Source organism: Planctomycetia bacterium (genome assembly GCA_016795155.1).
Lineage (GTDB): Bacteria > Planctomycetota > Planctomycetia > Gemmatales > HRBIN36 > JAEUIE01.
Window position 1 is genome coordinate 31,061 of sequence record JAEUIE010000029.1, and the last position, 17,374, is coordinate 48,434.

General features: G+C 45.6%; 10 protein-coding genes. 5 read left to right on the forward strand and 5 right to left on the reverse strand.

Annotated elements, in window-relative coordinates; all coding sequences use genetic code 11:
* Nucleotides 1-74: 74 nt before the first annotated feature.
* Complete coding sequence (locus tag JNJ77_11330; protein ID MBL8823171.1) at nt 75-1,439, reverse strand: DUF3987 domain-containing protein; 1,365 nt, start codon at nt 1,437-1,439, stop codon at nt 75-77.
* Nucleotides 1,440-2,369: 930 nt separating this feature from the next.
* Here JNJ77_11330 and JNJ77_11335 point away from each other — a divergent pair.
* The 4 genes from JNJ77_11335 to JNJ77_11350 all read left to right on the forward strand — a co-directional run bounded on the left by JNJ77_11335 (nt 2,370) and on the right by JNJ77_11350 (nt 8,343).
* Complete coding sequence (locus JNJ77_11335; GenBank protein MBL8823172.1) at nt 2,370-2,897, forward strand: response regulator transcription factor; 528 nt, start codon at nt 2,370-2,372, stop codon at nt 2,895-2,897.
* 557 nt (nt 2,898-3,454) lie between these two features.
* Nucleotides 3,455-4,060 carry a sigma-70 family RNA polymerase sigma factor gene (locus tag JNJ77_11340; protein MBL8823173.1) on the forward strand — a complete coding sequence of 202 codons (606 nt, stop codon included), beginning with the start codon at nt 3,455-3,457 and terminating at the stop codon, nt 4,058-4,060.
* Nucleotides 4,057-7,530, forward strand: a complete 3,474-nt coding sequence (locus JNJ77_11345; protein ID MBL8823174.1) for a protein kinase — start codon at nt 4,057-4,059, stop codon at nt 7,528-7,530. The genes JNJ77_11340 and JNJ77_11345 overlap by 4 nt, the downstream gene beginning before the upstream one ends.
* 84 nt (nt 7,531-7,614) lie before the next feature.
* A complete protein-coding gene (locus JNJ77_11350) occupies nt 7,615-8,343 on the forward strand; it encodes a PEP-CTERM sorting domain-containing protein (protein MBL8823175.1) in 729 nt (242 codons plus the stop codon).
* A 694-nt stretch (nt 8,344-9,037) separates the two neighbouring features.
* Here JNJ77_11350 and JNJ77_11355 read toward each other — a convergent pair.
* The 4 genes from JNJ77_11355 to JNJ77_11370 all read right to left on the reverse strand — a co-directional run bounded on the left by JNJ77_11355 (nt 9,038) and on the right by JNJ77_11370 (nt 15,608).
* On the reverse strand, nt 9,038-12,307 hold the full coding sequence (locus tag JNJ77_11355) for a serine/threonine protein kinase (GenBank protein MBL8823176.1): 3,270 nt from the start codon (nt 12,305-12,307) through the stop codon (nt 9,038-9,040).
* A 329-nt stretch (nt 12,308-12,636) separates the two neighbouring features.
* Nucleotides 12,637-13,794 (reverse strand): tetratricopeptide repeat protein, encoded by a 1,158-nt coding sequence (locus JNJ77_11360; GenBank protein MBL8823177.1) that lies wholly within the window; start codon nt 13,792-13,794, stop codon nt 12,637-12,639.
* 5 nt (nt 13,795-13,799) lie between these two features.
* The gene (gene ligD, locus JNJ77_11365) at nt 13,800-14,723 is read right to left on the reverse strand and encodes a non-homologous end-joining DNA ligase (GenBank protein MBL8823178.1); all 924 of its coding nucleotides are present in this window, start codon (nt 14,721-14,723) and stop codon (nt 13,800-13,802) included.
* A gap of 6 nt (nt 14,724-14,729) precedes the next feature.
* On the reverse strand, nt 14,730-15,608 hold the full coding sequence (locus JNJ77_11370; protein ID MBL8823179.1) for a Ku protein: 879 nt from the start codon (nt 15,606-15,608) through the stop codon (nt 14,730-14,732).
* 170 nt (nt 15,609-15,778) lie between these two features.
* On the opposite strand from JNJ77_11370, the gene ligD (JNJ77_11375) reads away from it, so the two are divergent.
* The gene (ligD, locus tag JNJ77_11375; protein ID MBL8823180.1) at nt 15,779-17,374 is read left to right on the forward strand and encodes a non-homologous end-joining DNA ligase; all 1,596 of its coding nucleotides are present in this window, start codon (nt 15,779-15,781) and stop codon (nt 17,372-17,374) included.

A 17,374-nucleotide genomic window follows, 5' to 3' on the forward strand; every position in this document is an offset into this window, starting at 1 on the left:
GCAAATCGTAGTCAGCCAATGCGGTACGAAAAGAACGAAAAGCGTGACCGCAATTCGTTGATTTCGTGTATCGATCACGTTGAATCAGAACCGTCCTTATTTCGTTCATTTCGTACATTCGTTAGGGACCAGATTTCTCGAACTCCACCACCTGAAATTAACTCTTTAGTCATCTGGACATGCCCCAGTCTTTTCAGCAAACAGAGTGCTTCAGATATTTCTTCGGCGGTTTTATTGTGATGTAGAAATGCGGAAATTTGAGTTCTATCCATAGCGTTCAGTTTTTGTAATTGCTTGTGGATGCGATCTGCTAACGGTTCACCGGTCTTATTTTGGAAAATTGTCTTTACACTTGATTCACAGTAATTCCAAATGGCCAATGCTGCTTTAAGGTGCTCAACAGCTACTTGAGCTGTTTGATCAAGCACTGCAAATAAGCAGGAGAGTCGTAACACCTGGGCTTCGGCTCTATTGAGCAAAGAACCATAAAAACCTGGCTTGCCCTCAGATAATTGTGGATAGACTGATTCCCAAAGGCGATCTGCTTTGGTAGTACGTGTGATCAATCCTCTGGACCTTCCCGAATGGATAGCTTCAATCAAACGTGCTACCAATCGCTGATCAGGTGTGTACTCACAGCCATGAGGAAGGCATTGGCTTCGTTGGACAGAAAACCACAGTAACCTGTTCCCCAAGCCATTAGCGATTTCGACATTGTTGAGATACCTGACGATTTCATAGTCTACCCCGTGTGCAATAAGTGAAACATGAGGTTCTTTGCACCTCGTTGGGGAATGCTTGGTCATACTGCCAAGCGGTGTACCATCCCACGCCTCTCGCAATCTGGCAGAAAGAACACTGCCTTGACGTTCACATTGGCGGAGTATGCCAGCGAACTCTTCCTCTATACAGAGCAATCTTTTATCTTTGATCCCTGGATCGATAGGTTGGTACTTTTTACTCGATTTTTTGTGTGTAGTTAGGGGAGCAGAATCTCGAATGGCATAGGTCATTCCCTCACCACTGGCTAATCCACTTTGTACTCTGTGCGTCAGCCAATCATTATCGACCTCAGTCAGATACTGTTTAACTCGATGCCAGCTGGATCCTTTGCGTGCCTTTGAAGATTTACCAACAAGAATTACAAACAGATTAAGATAGTGTTTGTGTCCCTCTACCATGGCATGAGCAGTCCGTCCTAAAATTGAGCCACAACAAACAAGGAGTTGAACGAGTAGAGCAACAGGATCTGCTTCTGAGAAGGGAGCAATGCTATGCACGATCTCACCAGGAATTCCGTGAAAAGCATCCCGATGCAAAGTAAGAGAATTGCAAGGAGCCAACAAAGAGGAATTAGCTTTCGCATGCTTCTGGGATTTGATCTTCTTGGTTTGATTGTCCACATTCACGTCTTGATCGTCGAATAAGGAAAATGACATGGTCCCTAGGCTTTCTGTTCGAGGTAAGAAAAAATTATGATTGCATTCTGTTTGCTCTGCTGGGGAGCCGTTGATTCAGAATCGACCACTTGTTGATCGAATTCCGGAGCCATTCAGCTTGCTTAGGGCATCCGGCAGTTATCCAGGCGTGCAATTCATCAATTCGCCAGAGGGTTCGGCCAGCTAACCGAACTGGCTTTGGTAGTAGCCCAGCACTATGGTAGCGCCAGAAAGTGCTGGTTCCGATTCCAATGATATTTGCGGCTTGTGATGCAGATAGCAGACTGATGCTGCGTTGTTCATTTCCGATGCTTGACATCAAGAATCTCCGAAGGACTGCCAAAAAATGAATGAAACAGTGATGACCGTCGCAAGACAACGCCTGCGTTCGGCTTCGGGCAGCTTAGGAGGTGAGGTTTTCGATTTGGGCGCCTATGGGTCGCTCATGACGCTGAAAAATTTATTTTCTTCCCAATTTTTCAAACTCTATTGATGCTCAACAATAAAAATGCTCAGTGATCGACGAGATGCCGAAAGTATTCCAAATGCAATCAGATATGAAGAATCACAAAATCCGCTTGAAAACTGAACGATTGACCTGTGGCGGTCCTGAATTGGATCTGGGCGCGCACTACTACATCTTCATTTTTAGGGTTGTCGAATTGGTCGCCTACTGAACGCCTGACAGAGACACAATAATTTTCGATTTTGATATGCCGCTTCTTTGAGTTGATGAAAGAGTAACTGAATTTAGATCACAACGGAATTATGTACACTGGTGTACTGTACGAGAAATGGATGTGGTACTGATAACTATTGTGAGCGTGTTTCATCGACTTAACTTGAACTCCACCTAGCACTTGATCGATATTGAGACCTCTTGGAACCTGAACACCATAGGGGTTGAACATGAAAAAAAGAAATTCTCGCATGACGGAACTGCTCAAACGTCGTGAGCAGGTGGCGAAACTCTATTTGGAAGGAAGAACCATTCGCCAGATCGCACAGGATCTTGGGGTTTCCATCGGAACTGTCCATGCCGATCTGCAATACATCGAAAAGGAATGGGCTACTCTTGCAGAACAATCCGTGAGTAAGCGCAAGACGGATATACTTGCTAAACTCGATTTGATCGAAAAGATGGCATATGAGGCCTTCGAAAAGAGCCAGGGTGAAATAGTTGTTGAGACTCAACGAGCCAGGACCAAGGCTGGGTCAGGGGCCAAGGAGATCATCAAGCAGGAAGTGCGTAGTATGTCACCTGGTGATCCGAGGTATTTGCAGATTGTCGGGAATTGCATCAGCCAAAGAGCAAAGCTTATTGGTTTGTTACCAAAGGGTGGTAGTTCTGAAACGGGGCATCTTCCTGTTATTGGTTTTGAAGTGGTCGCAGATACTTTGGAGAACGAAATGAACGAAATCAGTGAGTCTGATAATCACGATGCGACAGATGCGTAATTGTCACGAAAAGAACGAAAAGTGTCAGGGTTAACCTGGTGACACCGGAGGAACAAAACCAGCGTATCAGGGAAATACAAGTAGAGAGCAGATATATGAACCTGTAACCAAGGAATGTCTATCCCTTGGTTGCAGATGCCAACTGTAGAGTGAAATAAATTGGATCAGATTGGACAACTTTAACACTTGTCCTCTTTCTCCCCTCGTCACAATCCGATAGTTACGCATCGAGCGTAGGCCAGGGAGCAAATCAGCCAGATCAATGAACCTGCTACTCCAGACACCAAATAATCATGAGGAGTTTCTGTTCTACCCAAGACCATCGGTGGCCATCATCCTATAAACCTGTAGCATCTGCTGCCGAATTGTCTGGTCATGGATTGGCAGAAGGAGATGTGGTTCACATAAAAATGTAAATCTCAAATCAAAGACAGAATTATCAGTGGAGGACTGACTGAAATATTTACAAAATACAATACCCCAGGATTCTCAAGTAAGAAACGCTGAAAAATGTTTGGTTAATATTGAGGTGACATGGGGATTGAGGAATATCGCTTATGCCAACAGGCTACAGCAATACACAAACTATTGCAGAGATGGCAACACTTGGAAAAATGCTCCACGAGCATCGTGAAACATTGCTTCGAATGATGGAAAGACGCATCGACCCAAAACTATCTCACAGAATCAACGCTGAAGATATTCTCAGTGAGGCTTTTTTACTCGCACGTACAAAATGGGATTGGTACAAGCGACAAACAGGTATCTCACCTATTGCTTGGCTATATCGGATCAGTCTCGACTGCCTGAGTGCTGTGTGGCGTCGTGAAAGTCGCGACAAGCGTGACATTCGTCGCGATTTCCCTATGCCTGATCAGTCATCTATTTGTCTTGGCTTAGGATTAGTACAAACAGGAACCAGTCCTAGCGAAGGCGCTGTTCGTGAAGAAATTCAAAAAAGCATGCGTCAGGTAATGGCACTCCTTAGAACTTCTGATCGAGAAATTCTTTGGATGCGACATTACGATCAGCTTTCATTCATAGATATTGCCTCAATACTTCAAATCACAGAAAACGCTGCTACGGTTCGATACGTTCGTGCTCTGAAAAAGCTCGAAACACTTTGGCTGCAACGATACCCCGTTACAGGGACTGCAGAATGAATTCTACACTATCTGGCAGCAAGCCTAACCTGCGTGAAGAACTATTCGCTAGTCTGGTTCGGGATATGGATCATGCAGAAAACCCTGCACTGCTTCTCGAAGATTTCTGTGTTCAACATCCAGATCAAGCAGAGGAGGCACGTCGATATGCATATTTTGCACTGGCCATCGATCAATCCAAACCGTCTTCCAGTCGTGAGCATCCTAAACAGTTGGGGGATTTTCGAATAATTCGGCAGATGGCCAGAGGCGGTATGGGCGTAATTTATGAGGCCATCCAGGAACGGCTTAAACGACGAGTAGTATTGAAGACAATGAACGCTGGATGGAGTACATGTCCTTCCCGCTTGCGGTTCAATAGAGAACAGGAAGTACTGGCCAGATTACATCAGACGCACATAGTGCCCATTCATACTGCCGACGAAAAGGATGGATTACAGTACTTTGTCATGCCGTATATTGAAGGTGCATCGCTGAATCATGTTATCGAAGAATTCCGAACTCGAGAAACAACCGAAGACAGCACATCTTCCTCTCTATCTTCCCTTGCTGCAGATTGGATGGTGAAAAGTAGTAATTCAGAAGAACAGAAAGCTGATAGGCCAATCGCTGAAGTTACCCAGCAATCAAAACAAACTCCTTCTACGAACGCTATCAACCCACGATCCCTACCGATGCAATATTATCGGTCAGTTGCTCAGACATTAGCTGATGTTGCAGGTGGTTTGCATCATGCACATCTGGAAGGCTTATTGCATCGAGACATGAAGCCTTCCAATATTATGATCGAGCCTCACGGCAAGTGCTGGATCATAGACTTTGGACTCGCTGGATTTCTGAATCAACCAGAATCACTTGCTCAAACTCCAAACGAGGATGAATTTGTAACAGAGCCTTTAACCAAAAGTCATCTTATCGGCACGCCTGTTTATATGGCTCCAGAGCAGTGGCAGCACAAGGCTGATGTACGAACAGACGTTTGGGGCCTCGGCGTCACGCTCTATGAATTACTGACTTTGCATCGCCCATTTGAACTTCCGGCGGAATCAGATTCGACTTTCCACAAATCGCAGATACGGGAGATGATTGAGATAGATTCACCGATTCCACCAGCACAACATGTTCCTAATGTACCAGCAGATCTTGCAGCAATCTGTTTGAAGGCACTGGAAAAAGATCCTGCAAATCGCTACGCAACTGCAGAAGCATTCCGAGATGATTTAGATCAATGGTTACGAGGTGAACCAGTCAGTGTTAGACCAGCAGGATTAATAAGGAAAATTTTTCTCTGGATTAATAAGAATCGAGCATGGGCCACTACACTCGTTTCCCTTGCCATGGTGATGATTGCGATACCCTCGGCGATAGCAATTTTACAACAGCAGCGGTCTGATGAATTGGAGCAGCAATCTTATGTTCAGAAACTTATGCATTACCGATTTGTTAATCGGCAAGTTGGTTGGTCTGAAGAAGTAAAGCAATTGGCTCGGCTTGCAGTGAAAAATGGCAAAACTCAACAACTAACCGATGAATACGCGGCAACTCTTGGATGTCTGGATGCCACTATGGTAAAACGGTTTCAAGGTTTCAGCGCCTCGGGGGTGGCTTTTGATACTGCTGGTCACCGCTTGTTAATTGGTGGTTCAGAATCCGAAGCTGCAAAAGTCTGGCATACGCAAAATGATGAAGTTTTCCGGTCGGAACTCAAAGGCCATGGCCCTGTAGCTTTCGCAGTTAATGGAACACCACTGCAACTCACCCGTAGTCCAAAACAAGCTTCTGCATTATGGCTTTGGGATATTAGCAAGCAGCAATTGGTAAGAGAATTTTCCTGGACTAAACTAAACAACTCACGCAATCTCGTATTCGCATTGTCATCAAATGGCTCTTATGCAGCTGTAGCACAATCATCGGTTGATCGAGGGGTTATCTATTTGTGGGATACTGCTTCCGGCGAACCAGTTCTGACAATCAATAACCTTGCAACTTCACTAAGTATTTCACCTGATGGCAAGTTTCTTGCAGTTGGAACCCAAAAAGGAGTTGAAGTCTGGTCAACTGAACGGAAAGCTCTTCATGCAAATCTTGTTTCGATCAATGGAATGCACGTACTTTCGATTGCATTTGGCCGCGATCCTTGTCGTATTGGCAATCAATGGCTATTAGCCGTTGGGGATGCAGGAAGTCTTATCACTATCTGGAGGTTGGAACAGCAACAACAAATTACATTCTGTCGTGGATCCCAATATGAGATTCACTCATTGTCGTTCAGCCCTGACGGTTCACTGCTTGCATCTGCAGGGAGAAATAGCGCCAAAATCTGGAATGTGGCAACAGGCCAGGTGCTTCTGGATTTAGCTGATCGAAATACCATGTTGGGTGTGGCATTTTCATCTCAAGGTGATCAGTTAGCAGTAAGCAGTGTTCAAGCTTGGGGAGGAGCTTCATCATCTGACAGAGGCGGCGTCGATATTTGGAAATTGCATTCAAATCGGGGAATTCAAACATTAAGTGGCATGACTGGTGCTGTTGGCAGAGTCTTTTTCTCACCCGATGATAAACTTGTTGTCGCGTTATCGCATGCATGGCAAATTGGTCTGTGGGAAGTTGCAACTGGAAAATTAAAATACATACTCGATGCACCTCGAGGATACTGGCTGGATAATTTTGCTCTTTCCTTCAACAAGGAATGCACTCAATGTGTAATGAGTGCAGGCGAGGAGGCAAGACTCTATGATGTAGAGTCAGGGAAATTACTTACCTCATGGAAGCTGCCGCCAGGCTTGATGGATAACTTGGCTTTTCAATCAACCGACAAGCTGATGTCAATTCGCTTCGAAAATGAAGCAGGCACAATTCCTGCATCGCGGGGGCAACAACTGATCTACCGAATACGTAATTTATTGGGTAATCAGCCGTTAGATCCATTGCACCAAAATCGTGATTTCAATCATTCTGTTTTTGATGCCAAGATGACACAAGATGGAGGGATGTACTTTGTCAATGGCCTGTCATCGGGACCAGCTGGGCTCGAAGGGAAAATAAAAGCCTATCAAGTAAATACCGGTAAAGAAATATGGTCTGTGCCATTCAAATATCCAGAAACGTATGGCTCTACTGATATTGATCCGACTGAGAAACTTATTGCCTGCTTCACCAATTCCCGAGATTCAGCTGCATTGTTAGACATTGCTACTGGTAAACATCTTGGCGATTGGTCATTGAGCGATTTCAACAGAATGTTTGTTAGTCAAAAATACTGGGTTCGGTACCCCCCCGGCACACTTATACATGGTGAATCCTCGGCACCTCTCGTCAACTTTGTTCAGATTGGTGAACCACGCTACACCAATTTTGCCTTAAACAGTTCTCAGAGCAAACTTATTTGGGGCAATCAGGATGGAACAGTTATGTTAGTCGATATTCCAAGAATGCAACGAAGCTTAGCAGAAGTCGGATTGGGATGGTAATTGATTTCATTTTCTAGGTAAGAATCTGAAGGAAAGAGATGGTTATCACAGGGAGGAGCCGTTCATTACCTGGAGATGAGTATCATGTTCAAGCTGTTCTTTACAATTGCCCGATTTGCCTTGATTGTTCTGGTTTTCTTGGAAGTAACATATCCGATCCATGCTCAAACCTATGATCTTCGAAACGATTGGAGCGATATAAATAATCCGAATGGTGTTTGGAGCTATCGACAAGGCAATAGCGTTTTATCAAGTGGCACATATCCAGCGGGTGATTTCGATCTGGCACAACCCGCATGGTTAGGTAGTCCACCAGCGCTCTGGCTTAAAACACAATCAAATGGTTCTGGATTAGATTCTCAAATTGGCGATGTGGTTACTCATACAGTTCCGACTAACCTAACAAACGTAGTATGGACCAGCCCTACTTCCGGAATCATCGACATCAATGGAGGTGTTTGGATGATTCGTGAAATCGACCGCTCAAATGACTGGTTTTTACGGGTTAATGGCAACCTATTGTCTTCAGGTAGTATTGCTTCAGGTGATATTTATGATCGTTCTAATCCATTCAATTTCGATAATGGTTCGGGTGGACTGTTAAATAATCTGTCAGTAAATGGAGGGGATGTTTTGGAATTGTCATTTCAAGCAACAGGCGATGGTGTCGGAGATTATGTTGGCGTCGAATTATCTGTAACTTATGCAGTGCCTGAGCCAACTACGTATCTACTCATTATCACTACTGGACTTTGTGCCACGTTCTATTTGTGGCGAAAACGACAACGGGAGGAAATAGCATATTCGTCTTAAGGGCAATTCAACACCACATAACACATAAAGAATCTTGTTATCGTTGGTGCACCCTTGCATGTGCGATAAGCTTCGAGACAACCAAGATAGGTGACATAGCACTAACCGGGCCAAATAAGCCTGCTTGACTTATAGCTGTCACAGATTGAGTATCTATGTCTACACTCCTCAAAAAGTTCTGTGCCGTTTCCTGAAGAGTATTACATCAAACCACTGGTCGTAGAAAGCCTTGGTTGTGAGTCTGATAATCACGATGCGACAGATGCGTAATTGTCACGAAAAGAACGAAAAGTGTCAGGGTTAACCTGGTGACACCGAAGGGGACAAAACCAGCGTATCAGGGAAATACAACTAGAGAGCAGATGATTAAACCTGTAACCAACGGATGGCTTCTCCCTTGGTTGCAGATGCCAATTGTAGATTGAAATTAATTGGATCGGATTGGGCAAATTCGACACTTGGCTCCTTTCTCCCCTTGCCACAATCACACTGTCGTACATTGAGCGCAGGCCGAGTGCGAATCAGCCAGATCATGAACCTGCTACTGTTGACACCGGTTACTCAAGAGCAGTTACTGTTCCCGTCCTAGACTATGAGTGGGCATGGTCCGATCAAGCTGAAGAAACTGCAGTCGATTTTTCTGGAGATAGATTGGGGAAGGCAGAGAAAGAAGTGGAAGCTTTTACTACCATAATTATTTCTTGACAGGTGCTAATTTCTGCAGTTTCTCCTTCTCTGCCTGCCACTTCTTTGCTTCATCGGGATTATTGGATTCAGTGTAGAGTTGGATGAGGCGGTCGAGGGCTTCGGAAATTCGGACTTTGACAAGTTGGGGAATTTTGGCTTCGCGCTGCTTCATGCCTTCGTAGCCTGTGAGAATCAGTGGTTCGGCATCGGCATATTTCTTTTGGCCGAGGAGAGCTGCGCCGAGGAGGACTTGAGTGTTGAAGGTGGTCCAGGCATCGGGTTCTTTTTTCTGGCGAAAGTTCAGAGCTTCACGGGCGGTGGCTTCAGCATCGATCCATTTTTTTTGATAAAGCAGGTTAAGTGCAAGGCCAGCTAGTTCACTGATGTACGTTGGCGAAGATTCACCATCACGCTTCTTAATAAACTGTACTAATTTTCGTTTCCATTCCTCAGCCTTTGGAAATTGGTTATCCGCTTCATTGATTTCAACTGCATCTTGCAATATGTTTTTCGCAAAACGATGCTGATACCGTTGCCTTTCAAGTTCTAATGCAGTTTTCTCGATGAGTTCCACAGCTTCGTGGAGCCTGCCTGCATATCGATAAGCAGAGGACAAATTACCCTGGATAGTCAAAGTATCAGGATGACTGGACCCAAAGTTATTCACCTGAGCAGAAACTGCTTTCTCCAGCAATTTCAGTGTTTTCGCGGGTTGACCTGCATTTCGATACGCTTCAGCGAGGTTATTAATTGTTTGAAGGGTATTAGTATGATTTTCACCAAGTATCCTTGTCTGCATTTCAAGAACACTTTCAAAGAGCTCAATGGCCTGTGGTACTTTTCCACTGGCACGAAGTGCCCTGGCAAGACTGCTTAACGTAGCGAGCGTATCTGGGTGTTGCTCCCCCAGTTTTCTTTTTTGCAATTCACCGACTTTTGTCAAATTTGAGATTGCTTCTGGATATCTTCGAGAATTGTAAAAGGCGACGCCCAGATTGCTCAGCGCACGCATTCGTTCTGGATGATCTTCGCTGTAAGTTGTTTCATAAGTCTTGCAGATGTCTTGGAATAAAGGGAAGCTTTTATCAGATTGTCCGATTTCATCATAAATACCTGCCAGATTGTTTTTACAAATAAGAGTATTGTAACCAGTCTTACCAAATTTTTTTTCTTGAACTTCAACCATCTCTTTCATTATCTGTAGTGCCTTACCGTATTTTCCCGTTGCGGTATAGATCCCTGCCAGATTATTCTTACTGGTTAGCGTATCGATATGTGTCAGTCCCAGCTTGTCGCTAAAAAAGGCATCGACTTTTTCTGCCAGGTCGAGTGCCTGTTGAATCCTACCCATAGCGAGATATGTCATAGATAGATTGGCGTACACTAATATTTCCTCCTGATCCAGAAGCTTCATATTGACATTTGGGTCACACAATTGCTCATAAATAGACAAGGCATCCTGATAATTGCCCGCCTCTCTGTACAGTATGGCAAGATTATTCAAAATGTGTCTATTCAGTTCATTCCCTCGAGGCATATTCTGCAAACCGGATTTCCTGATGGACCGATACTCCTCGATCGCATCGTGAATGCGACCCTGCATGCGATACGCATCAGCCAGATATGTTCTTGCGATGATTTTCTCATCATCATATCCAGCTCCTTCTGCTGCCAATACAGGTATTGCATTTCGCAATATTACTTCAGCTTTCTTCGAATTTCCCAGATTGATCAGTGTGTTGCCTAGAAGTACCTGCAAACGTGCAATGACCAGTGGGTCAGCAATGAGTTCAGGTTGTAATTGGTCTGCTGCCTGCTCAGCACGGGCCAGCAGTTGTTGATAGAGTGGAGGTCCACCTTTCACTTCGGACCTGGGATTGATACCGTTTAAGAGTTCTGCAAACAGAGCGGTACCCTTTTCGACCTGGTGTAATCGTTGTTCCGCTTTATTACGCTGTACTTCCTTTTCATCTCTTTCTTTCTTGGCGGTAGATTCATTGTTCCGCGCTGACTCCTCCGCATCCATCGCCCGACGCATCTGCCATAAACTGCCCGCGAGCCCTGCCAGGAGTGTCAGCAGTATTCCTGCAGCGAGCCGGAATGTCACACGTCGTCGTTTGCTCTCCTCTTCCGCCTTCGTCGTTGCCTTTACCGCGGTTAATTCGGCTTGCTTCAAACGTTCTTCCACTGAAAGAAGATAACCGGTCAATTCCTTTGTCAGTTCGCTCCCATCACGGGGTCGGTCGTCACGATTAACCGACAGGCAGCACTTGGCCAATGTGATGAGTTCATCGTCAGCTCCGCAGGTTTGCAATCGATGGTAGGCTTCAGCCAGATCAGCATCAACAGCCTGGCGGTAAATCTCTAAGCCGTTCTCGCCCACATATGGCGGTTTACCGGTAAGAATTTCGCAGAGAATAGCACCCAATCCAAACACGTCGGCACACTCGTCAAGTTGATCAACTTCTGCCCGTGCTTGTTCGGGAGCCATGTAAGCTGGTGTGCCCAAGACAGAGCCGGCCTGGGTGTTGGGGATGTCGGTAGAGTTGCCGCTACTGCGTTTTGTCTGAACGGAGCCTTCGGAAGATGCACGTATCTCGGGCCGATGAACAGATTCTTTATTGCGTTCCGCGGATGATAGTAGTACTTTTGCCAGTCCCCAGTCCATCACCTGCACTTCACCAAATGCGCCAACCATAATGTTCTGTGGCTTCAAATCGCGGTGAATCACCTTGCGTGCATGGGCATAGGCCATCGTCTGGCAGACCTGTTCAAAGATTTTGAGAAAACGTGATCGCTCACACGATGGATCGCTACGCTCCTTCAGTAATTTTGCAAGTGTCTGTCCTCGTATAAGCTTCATGGTGAAGTAAGGTCGTTGATCTGGAAACTGTCCTAATTCATATACGGGGGTGATGCCAGGGTGTTGTAACTGGCCAGCAATTTGCGCTTCTTCGACAAACCGTTGTAGAAGTTCCGTCTTGCCTGCGTGATTCTGAAGCATCACCTTAACTGCAATCTCGCGTCCCAAATCTTCATCGCGACCACGAAGCACGGCGCCCATGCCACCACGGGCTATTTCTCCTTCGAGTTTATATCTATGTTCTGGGAGTTTTGATGGAGATAATGGCGTTTCTGATGTAGTTGATTGGCCAGCTTCAGGTAACTGTATTTGAGGCAACTGCGGTGTCGTGGCTGCCAACGCTCGTAATATGCTATCTCCAATAGGAAGTGATGAAGAAATATTTGGTATCGAAGCTTTAGATGGGTCAACCATGATTGCCTCAAGCATGCTATTCTGGATTGACAAATTATCGTGACAACTCGCAGGTTGTTGCAATTAGAAATTGTCGCTTTGTAAGTGATTTTGTGATTCTGATAGCACCTGAAATAATTATTTCCCGCTCCCTCCTCCCTTTCCTCCTTCATGCTCTAACTGTCATCCTGCCTTGCAACCATCATTGTGAAGCCAGCACGCACCCGGAGACAGAGCGACGGCAAACAAAAAACTGAAGGATTGCGCAGCCCAGGCTGAAGCATTTGCAGCCGTTTTCCTAGAAATGGATTGGGGGAGGCAGAGGGATCATCAAGAAAGTAAGTTAACTATCAATCTGAACTGGCAATTCGCCTTCTGGCGTAATCGGCATACTCTCCAGTATTTTCAAGTTGTAGATATGTACGCCAATGTGTTTGAGCTTGGTCTATTTCCCCATTTTCATCAAGCAAATCAGCTAGATTGTAGCGATAACTTGAACAGGCTGGATCAATTCCCACTGCTTGCTTCATTGCTGCTACAGCTTGCTCAATGTGCCCTAGTTCGGCCAGAACATTTCCCAGGTTGCTCCAGGCTTCTGCAAACTCTGGATCGATCTCGACAACTTGATGATAACGTTCTGCAGCCCGTTCTTTTTGTCCCAGTTTGTGGTGTACATTGGCAAGGTTGAAACATGTTACAGCATCAGGGCCACCAGTAATGAGTGATTGAAGGTATGCATCGCTGGCTTCCGCGTACTTTTCCTGTTCTTCGAGAGCCAAACCTGTTGTAAACCAATCTTGTGCCGATTTAACAGGGTTGGAAGTCTGAATGATTTTGTTTTCTGGGTGTTCTCCAAAATCGAGCAGTGGTTGCCCATGTGTTTCGGCTAATTGTCCATTCCGAAGTCGAATCATCAAACGACCGTTCAGCTCTAGCAATCCTAACTGTGCTGCAGGGTCACCAGAAGTGAGCCAACCCTTCAATTGTCGTAGGCTTTGACGTATTCGCTCCGGTTTAACACCAGCTGTCGTCAGATTACTTAGTGTCTTTGCCCAGGAAACCTGTTGAAAGTCATAAAAGGAAACGCCATGTTTCGTTTCAACTGGTTCAACTAAACCATGCCGAACCCAGCGAGCAAACTTGTCAGGAGCAATTTTGAGAAAACGAGATATTTGCACACCAGTGTAAAGCTGATGGACAGTTTGAACAAAAGAGTCTAACCCAGAGCGTTTAAGAAACTCTTCCTCAGAGACCGTATCAATTGTTGCTCCCAGCTTTTGCAACCGTTGTACAGTTCTAATCTGAGCGGTGGGTTTGCCTGCAGTGGTCAATAATTCGCTTTCCTGGCCGACCACGACATAATCTGTTTGTTCACTGACTGCCGGAACAACCGTGCCACCACAGGTTTTGACAATCTGCGCGGCTTCAGCGCGGCTCATGGATGCAAGTTTGCCAGCAAATGCAACTTGTCTTCCTTTAAGCCAATCACTGTTAGTCGAGCTATCCATGCTTGTCATTCCTCGATTAACTCCACAAAGGCAGGCGCTCGCAATTCGCCTCCTGCTGTTCTTTCCATGCAAGTGATTTTGCAATAAAGGCCAGGATCAACCCATACACCTTTTATCTTACAAGGGATGATCGGCTTCGCTCTCAGATTACCTCGAAGCCAACGATTTAGCTTCTTCCGAAGTTTCGTATCGAATCCTGTACCTACTTTGCCTACGCATTTTAGCTTCCCATCACTTAAGGATGCAAGGATCAAACTGCGGAAGTCGTCTTTGCCTGATGGAAGAAAGCCAATAATCACGCAGTCAAGAATTTCAGCGCGTTTGATCTTAACCCAGTCGCCAGACCTTTTACCCGGCTGGTATGTGCTGTTGGCGCGCTTGGCAATGAGTCCTTCCAGACCTCGGCTGCACGCTTCAGCGAAAAGTGCTGTTCCATTCTTTCCTTCTATTGATGAGGAAAGCAGCATTCTGCCCTGACCATATTCGTTGACGAGTTCCTTCAGACACTCGCGTCGTTGATACAATGGCTGGTGCAGTAAAGATTGATGGTCTAAATACAGTAAATCGAACACCATGTAGGTTGCAGGTGAAGACCGTGATAGCAGCTTAATCTTGAATGGCGAACGTGACTGCTCACGGGATTGGAGCATCCCAAAGTCAGATTTTCCCTCATGCAATACAACTATTTCACCATCGAGAATAGTGCCGCCAGGAAGGTCTTTGAGAAACGATAACTCTGGATAACGATCTGTCATGTCTAGGCGGCGTCGATTGACGAGTCTTAGCGTCTTGCGTTCACTGAATGCAAGCGTCCGTGTTCCGTCCCACTTTATCTCAAACAGGAAATCTTCGGAATCAAATGGTTTCCCCGATTTGGCCAACATCGGGGAAATAAAAGCGGGAAGTATTTGATCGAATCGTTGCTTCATTAAATGCTACGACGATTTTCTGCGAAGTTCCTTGGTTTTCCCTTTGGTACTTTCAGCCATCTTCCTTGGTGGTTTCGACACAGCCTTTTCGACCTTGCCCCCTGTTGCCTTAGCCACACTTTGCCGGAGCGCATCCATCAAATTGATAACCTGAGTTTCTTCAGGTTGCGGTGTTGAAACTATTTCCTTGCCAGCAACCTTAGCTTCAACAAGCTGAATCAGTTTTTCTGCATAGACATCTTTGTATTTGGTGAAATCAAACTTCTTGTCGGTTGTTGAGCCTATCACTGTTCTCATCAAGTTGGTTTCTTCTTTTGACGTGTCAAGCTTGGGAACTTCATCATCAAAAGTTGAGGTACTGTTAATTTCGTTCGCATAGTTCAAAACTGTCATAGCAATCAGGCGATCCATCGGGCGAAGAAGAACTAACTGCTCTTTCTTATTCAATACAACCTGGGCAATTGCATAGCGTTTTTCGTCTACCATTCCCTTTTGAAGGAGGACATAGGGCTTTTCGCCTATAGGCCCATCGGGAACGAGGTAATAGGTTTTGTCGCTATAGAAAACCGGATCAATAGCATTCTGTGACACAAAGGTCTCTATTTTGATTGCTTTGTCATTCTCGGAACGAAGCTTTTCAAGTTCATCCGTATCGACAATGACGTACTGCCCTTTGGCATACTCATAACCCGAAACTATTTCACTATGAGAAATCTCGTTGTGAATCGGACACCACTTCTTGTATTGAATCCGGCTGTTGCACTCAGCATGCAATTGATTGAACCGTACTTCATTTGTGTCGCTTGAAGTTGCGTTGAATGCTTTAACAGGCAACGAGATTAAACTAAGCTTGAGAAAACCCTTCCAAGTCGAACGAGGTGCCATGCCAGTTCCCCATGATAAGCACCTCCGTGCATCTTTATTATTCCCACTTCATTGTCATTTTTTGTTCAACTGCTTGCAAGGGGTTTCATCGGCTGGTAGGGTGATTTGTCTTAATTGCTCCCCTTATGACCTGCATACTCCGCATGCCTTATTTACTTTGGTAACGTCGAATGGGACTGCAAGAATATCAAAATAAGCGTCATTTTGCCCGTACTCCCGAACCGGCTGGCAAGAAGTCTACTAAGAAAGGCCGAAGTTTTGTCGTGCAGAAGCACGATGCCCGTAACCTGCATTATGATTTCCGGCTGGAGTTGGATGGGGTTCTCAAGAGTTGGGCAGTACCTAAAGGCCCCAGTCTAGACCACAACATCAAACGATTAGCTGTGCAAGTAGAAGATCATCCCATTGAATACGGTTCCTTTGAGGGGATCATTCCCAAGGGTGAGTATGGGGGCGGAACAGTGATGGTATGGGATCGAGGCACCTGGGAGCCACTTGGAGATACTCAGGAAGACTTCAAAACCGGGCGGCTAAAGTTCAAGCTTAACGGTGAGAAACTCCGTGGTAATTGGATGTTGCTGCGTACCAATCGTAGCCAGGGTGAGAGCAGTAAACCTCAATGGCTACTCTTTAAGGAAAGGGACAGTGAATCACAACCGTCTGAGAAAGGTGATGTGCTACTTGAATCATCACGTAGTGTTTTGACAGGACGGAGTCTTGCAGAGATAGCGTCGGAACAAGAAGATGTTTGGTCGTCTAAGTTGGGGAAGGCAACGCAGTCGTCTAACAAGCCAGTGAAAAGGCGCAAGCTGCAAATCCCTAAAGACCTGACGACCAGCATGGAAAAGTATGATACGAAGAATCAGGAATTTGCTGGGGTACGGCTGACCAGCCCAGAGAAGATGTTGTATCCCGAAGATGCCATTTCCAAGCTCGAACTTGCAGCATACTATCAAATGGTCTCCAAGTGGATGCTACCACATTTAACAGATCGCCCCATTGTCTTGGTTCGCTGTCCAGAAGGGCGTCACGAGGAAAGTTTTTATCAGAAACACCCTGCACCGGGATCGCCTGAGTCGCTTCGTCAAATCCCAATAAAAGGCAAAGAGAAAACTGAGAAGTACTTTGTGGTTGCAGATGTAAAAGGACTAATCTCGTTGGCTCAAGTAGCTGCGCTGGAGGTGCATGCCTGGGGTTCACGGTCTGATAAACTTGATTACCCTGACCGGTTGATTTTTGATCTCGATCCTGACACAGAATTGCCTTGGAAAATAGTCATAGAAAGTGCACACCAAGTTCGAGGCTTACTGGAGGAACTAGGTCTGAAAAGCTTTGTAAAGACGACAGGCGGGAAAGGCTTGCATATTGTCATTCCCATTGAACGTCGGCACAACTGGGAAGAAGTCAAATCCTTCTGTCGTCAAGTTGCCCACTTGATAGTCAAATATGATCCCCGTCACTTCATCGCTAATATGTCAAAAGTACAACGTCATGGAAAAATCTATATCGATTACCTGCGAAATGCCCGCGATGCTACTGCTGTAGCTGCCTATTCGCCGCGCGTTCGCTCAAATGCTTCGGTTTCTGTGCCAGTTAGCTGGAAGGAACTGGGCAAGATTCCAAGTTCTAGCCATTACACAATAAGGAATCTGCCAAAACGGTTAGCCAAGCTGAAGCGCGATCCGTGGCAGGAGATAGCACACATTCGCCAGGGACTTGTTAATCCAATCAAGACTCTGGCACTCATACAAAAGAATCGGAACTGA